The organism is Phormidium pseudopriestleyi FRX01 (assembly GCF_017313335.1).
In the GTDB taxonomy this organism is placed as follows: domain Bacteria; phylum Cyanobacteriota; class Cyanobacteriia; order Cyanobacteriales; family Laspinemataceae; genus Laspinema; species Laspinema pseudopriestleyi.
Window position 1 is genome coordinate 1 of the sequence record NZ_JAFLQW010000445.1, and the last position, 4,456, is coordinate 4,456.

5 protein-coding genes are annotated in these 4,456 nt (G+C 47.5%); 2 read left to right on the forward strand and 3 right to left on the reverse strand.

Annotated features, from left to right (window positions below; genetic code table 11):
• Positions 1–242 precede the first annotated feature (242 nt).
• The 3 genes from J0895_RS16710 to cobU form a co-directional block, all read right to left on the reverse strand.
• The gene (locus J0895_RS16710) at positions 243–443 is read right to left on the reverse strand and encodes a helix-turn-helix domain-containing protein (RefSeq protein ID WP_340643542.1); all 201 of its coding nucleotides are present in this window, start codon (positions 441–443) and stop codon (positions 243–245) included.
• Positions 444–549: 106 nt separating this feature from the next.
• Positions 550–1,152, reverse strand: coding sequence for an IS607 family transposase (locus tag J0895_RS16715; RefSeq protein WP_207089175.1), 603 nt, complete (start codon positions 1,150–1,152; stop codon positions 550–552).
• Between the two features lie 74 nt (positions 1,153–1,226).
• Positions 1,227–1,799 carry a bifunctional adenosylcobinamide kinase/adenosylcobinamide-phosphate guanylyltransferase gene (gene cobU / locus J0895_RS16720; RefSeq protein WP_207089176.1) on the reverse strand — a complete coding sequence of 191 codons (573 nt, stop codon included), beginning with the start codon at positions 1,797–1,799 and terminating at the stop codon, positions 1,227–1,229.
• A gap of 447 nt (positions 1,800–2,246) precedes the next feature.
• On the opposite strand from cobU, the gene J0895_RS16725 reads away from it, so the two are divergent.
• Both J0895_RS16725 and J0895_RS16730 read left to right on the forward strand, forming a co-directional pair.
• The gene (locus J0895_RS16725; RefSeq protein WP_207089177.1) at positions 2,247–3,233 is read left to right on the forward strand and encodes a glycosyltransferase family 2 protein; all 987 of its coding nucleotides are present in this window, start codon (positions 2,247–2,249) and stop codon (positions 3,231–3,233) included.
• 320 nt (positions 3,234–3,553) lie between these two features.
• Positions 3,554–4,456, forward strand: a 903-nt coding sequence (locus J0895_RS16730) for a glycosyltransferase family 2 protein (RefSeq protein ID WP_207089178.1), incomplete at its 3' end; no start/stop codon positions are given.

Here is a 4,456-nt window from a genome sequence, read left to right on the forward strand (position 1 = left end):
CGAAATTTTAATGCTTCCTTCCAGGTAAAAACTATCCTTGACGTTCTTTTTCTTAAACTTGGGGAAACCTGTTCCTTTGACTTGCCAAAGTCGCTTAAACGCTTTATTGAGGTTACGCAATGCTTCTTGAGGGCTACATTTCGACACTTCATATAGCAATCCTAAATGATTTATGACATATATAGCTCCCCTCTCCCAAAGGGGTCGAAGGGGGTTGGGGGTGAGGGCATTCCACAACGGATTTAGGATCTGCTATAGTACCAAGGATTCTGACTTTTGACCTCAGCTACTAATCTCTTGTGTAAGTCTATGGCGCTTGGGAGTTTACCTCCAGCAAGATATGTTTCCTTACAGGTAGCGAGTCCCCAATTCCAAGCGTGTCGAGCGACCCCGGCGTGCTTGGCCAGGAGTGTTCGTTGTCGGTTATTTAAGTCTATAGCAATCCTTTATCCGTTGTGGAATGCCCTCACCCCTTTCTCGTCGGCGGCCCAAAGGGGGAGAGGGGAGCTATATATGTCATAAATCATTTAGGATTGCTATAGCTTGGTCTTAAAGCTCTTCACTGACTTTTTTTAACTCCTCAACAATCTTTTTGTTCTTGTGATTTCGGCTCCCATAAAGACGAGCAGAAAACACGGTAATGATTTCTAAAACATCGTTGGCTAAGTCTTCCTCAAAACTGGCATCCTCAGTCCGATTTATAATGACAATCTCTACACCAAACTGCTCACAGATGCTGAACACCAGTTCAGCACCGAATCTAAGTAACCTATCCTTATGGGTAAGAACCAATCTGTCGATTTCACCCGATGTGATTAACCTAAGAAGACGCTTTAACCCACTCTTACTGTAATTCATCCCAGAGCCTAAGTCTTGAATAATTTCATGGTCCCAACCATTTTGAGCGCAGAACAATTCAATAATGGACTTTTGACGTTCTAGCTCTTGTTTCTGGTCGTGGCTACTGACTCGTACATAACCGATTGTGTACGCTCTATGAGATTCAACACCGAGCAATTGAGACATAGAGTATCTCCGGTGACCAGACGCTGTGCGCTCAGGGATTAACTTCCCTTCTGATTCCCAACGTCTTAATGTAGATGGTGATACTCCTTTGATTTTTGCGGCTTCGGAAATCCTAAACTTACTCATATTCTTATGATAGCATCAAAAATGAGTAAGTTTTAAAAACTTTGGTTAGGAATTTAAACCCTGTCTCCAGCCCCCTAATTTTCTAAGGTTTGAGTGGGGGGGAGAACCGAACCGATCGCACTCAAGTTGACCGCATGACCCCCCGTCACCAAATAAACCGGGTCGGCGATCGCACCCAAACGGCGCACCAAATCCCCCAGGCGATCGCGAAAAGTCCGACCCATTGGGTAGGCGGGAACTACCCCCCATCCCGTCTCCTCCGCCACAAAAATCACAGTTCCCTCCTTCAAACCCCTCAGACTCTCCATCAACTCGTCTAAGATTGCCCTCCAGGTGGGGTCATCTTCTTCCAACAGATTTGCCACCCAAGTGCCTAAAGAATCCACCAAAAGACAAGCTGGATTCCCGGAGGTAGTTCCTTGGAAAATGGCTGCTGTGAGTGCCACGGGAACCTCTTGGGTACTCCAGCTTGGCAGTCGCCTTATGCGGTGGCGATCGATTCGCCCTTGCCACTCCGGGTCATCCGGATCCAGACGAGAGGTCGCCAAATAAATCACAGGTTTGCCCGATTGTTCCGCCAGCAGTTCCGCCCATTCACTCTTGCCCGATCGCGCCGGTCCCGTCACCAAAATAATCCGTTTTACCACCCTCTCTATCCCTGATTTCTGTTGTTTGCTCCATCTGGCGTCAGGATTTTCCCCGGGAATCACCGAACCTCTAACCCTTGTTGCCTTTCACCCGTTCTGTGTATCAGTTCTTTTGCTAGAGCGGTAAGTTATACTGCTCCAAGGAGCGTCAGTCCATTCTAGAAATTTTCACCGAGGATTAAGGAGGTTGAAATCCGTTAAACAAAGAACGAAAGAGTCCAAAATGATCGGGTATCCTGAATTTTCATCGTAATTATAGCGTCGGTTTAAACCCTCAAATCCAAATAAAATCTTAAGACACAGACCCTATTGGCACTGCGTCAGTTTAGAGAAAAGCCGCATGATAAACCCTCGGAGTGATCAGAACTGCTAGAAAGCCGACTCAATTCCTACCGGGACGATCTAAACCTCAGTACAGGAGCTAGACTCAATCGGAGTAACCTATTTATGCCACAGCCCGATATCTCTGCAATTATTTGTACCCACAATCGAGACCTCTATTTGGGCGATGCGATTGATAGCTTGCTCCAGCAAGATTTCCCCAATTTTGAAATTATAGTGGTGGATAACGGATCGAGCGATCGCACCAAAGAGGTCGTCGCCCAACGGGAGTCTGATCCCCGTCTCCAATACATTTATGAACCCACCCTGGGACTATCCTTTGCCCGCAATACGGGATTTAAACAGGCCCGCAGTGAAATTTTGGCCTATCTGGATGATGATGCGATCGCCTCAACCCAGTGGTTGCGAACCCTGTGGAATGCGTATCAGCAAAATGAAAACCTGGCGATCGCTGGGGGTAAAGTCACCTTAATTTGGCCCTCCGGCGTCCAACCCCCGATTTGGCTTTCTCCAGGTTTAGCCGAAAACCTAGGCGCTTATGACCTCGGGGACCAAATTACCCTAATTCGGGAACCGGGCCTCACCCCGAGAGGGTTAAATTACTCCATTCGGCGATCGTTTCTGGAAAAGGTCGGTGGTTTTGACTTGAACCTCGGTCGCGTGGGTAAATCCTTGCTTTCCAACGAAGAACTACACATGACTGAACTGGCGCTCAATCAAGGGTGGGAAGTTGCCTATCTGCCTTTGGCGATCGCCGCCCACAATGTTGCCCCAGAACGGTTAAACCGGAGTTGGTTTTTGAGTCGCGGTTGGTGGCAGGGGATTAGCGAGTGTTACCGCGAACAACTCACCGGACGTGCTGGAATGGGACAGTTGAGTAATGGCGGTGAAAAATTGGTGCGGGGAGTTTATAAATCTTTAAAATATGTTCGAGATCCGGCCTTAAGCTTTGACAACTTGGTGTACGCTTACGGTCAGATTGGTTATTTAAGCGCAGCTTTACGCGCCCTGTTTTTGGGTTCTCCATCTGCCGGATCCATATCCACATCCCCTGGGGAGAAGCATGAGGGCGATCGGGCCGAATCCGGTTAAAACCACACAGAGGGAAAAGGAGTTTGAGAGGTGACTATAGCAGATCCTAAATCCGTTGTGGAATGCCCTCACCCCTTTCTCGTCGGCGGCCCAAAGGGGGAGAGGGGAGAAGACAGATGTCATAAATCATTTAGGATTGCTATAGGATGGAGAGGACGATGAACGAGATCCAGTGCATGGGTCCAGAGATTAACGGGCGATCGCAATTTGAACTCATATTGAATCCTGACTCTAGTTTTAGACTCTCACCTTAACCCTTTCGGTACAAAGTCAACCTGTTATTTATACTGTAAGCTTGCGTTAGGTTTAACCAGATTATCATGGCCTCGACAGCATCAAAAATTCCAATTTCTGTTTTAATTCCCGCTAAAAACGAAGAAGCTAACCTGCCTGCTTGTTTAGCGAGTCTCGAACTCGCCGATGAAGTTTTTTTAGTGGATTCCCAAAGTGGCGATCGCACCATAGAAATCGCCGAAAACTGGGGTGCAAAAGTCATTCAATTCCACTTTAACGGCGGCTGGCCCAAAAAGAAAAATTGGTCATTAGAAAACCTCCCCTTTCGTAACGAATGGGTCCTAATCGTCGATTGTGACGAACGCATCCCCCTAGAACTTTGGGAAGAAATGGCCCAAGCCATCCAAAACCCCAACTGTGATGGATATTATCTAAATCGTAAAGTCTTCTTCCTCGGAAAATGGATTCGTTTTGGTGGCAAATATCCCGACTGGAACCTGCGCCTATTCCGCCATCAAAAAGGCCGATATGAAAACTTAAAAACCGAAGACGTTCCCAACACCGGCGATAACGAAGTCCACGAACACGTCATCTTAGAACGTCCCGCCGCCTACCTCAAAGCGGACATGATCCATGAAGACTTCCGAGACATCTATCAATGGTTAGAACGCCATAATCGCTACTCCAACTGGGAAGCCCGAGTTTACTATAACCTCCTCAGCGGCAAAGACGACAGTGGCACCATTGGCGCCAACTTCTTTGGCGATGCCGTCCAACGCAAACGCTTTCTAAAAACCGTCTGGGTGCGCCTCCCCTTCAAACCCCTCCTGAGATTTATTTGGTTCTATATCCTTAAACTAGGCTTTCTCGATGGCAAAGCCGGATACATTTATGGCCGCCTATTAAGTCAATATGAATATCAAATCGGAGTCAAACTCCATGAACTCCGCAAATTTGGCGGACAGTTAAATCAACTCTCCACCCAACCC

Bases quoted from the DNA above. Each gene is read 5' to 3' on its own strand.
- J0895_RS16715 (WP_207089175.1), bottom strand. From the start codon at position 1,152: ATGAGTAAGTTTAGGATTTCCGAAGCCGCAAAAATCAAAGGAGTATCA.
- J0895_RS16725 (WP_207089177.1), top strand. From the start codon at position 2,247: ATGCCACAGCCCGATATCTCTGCAATTATTTGTACCCACAATCGAGAC.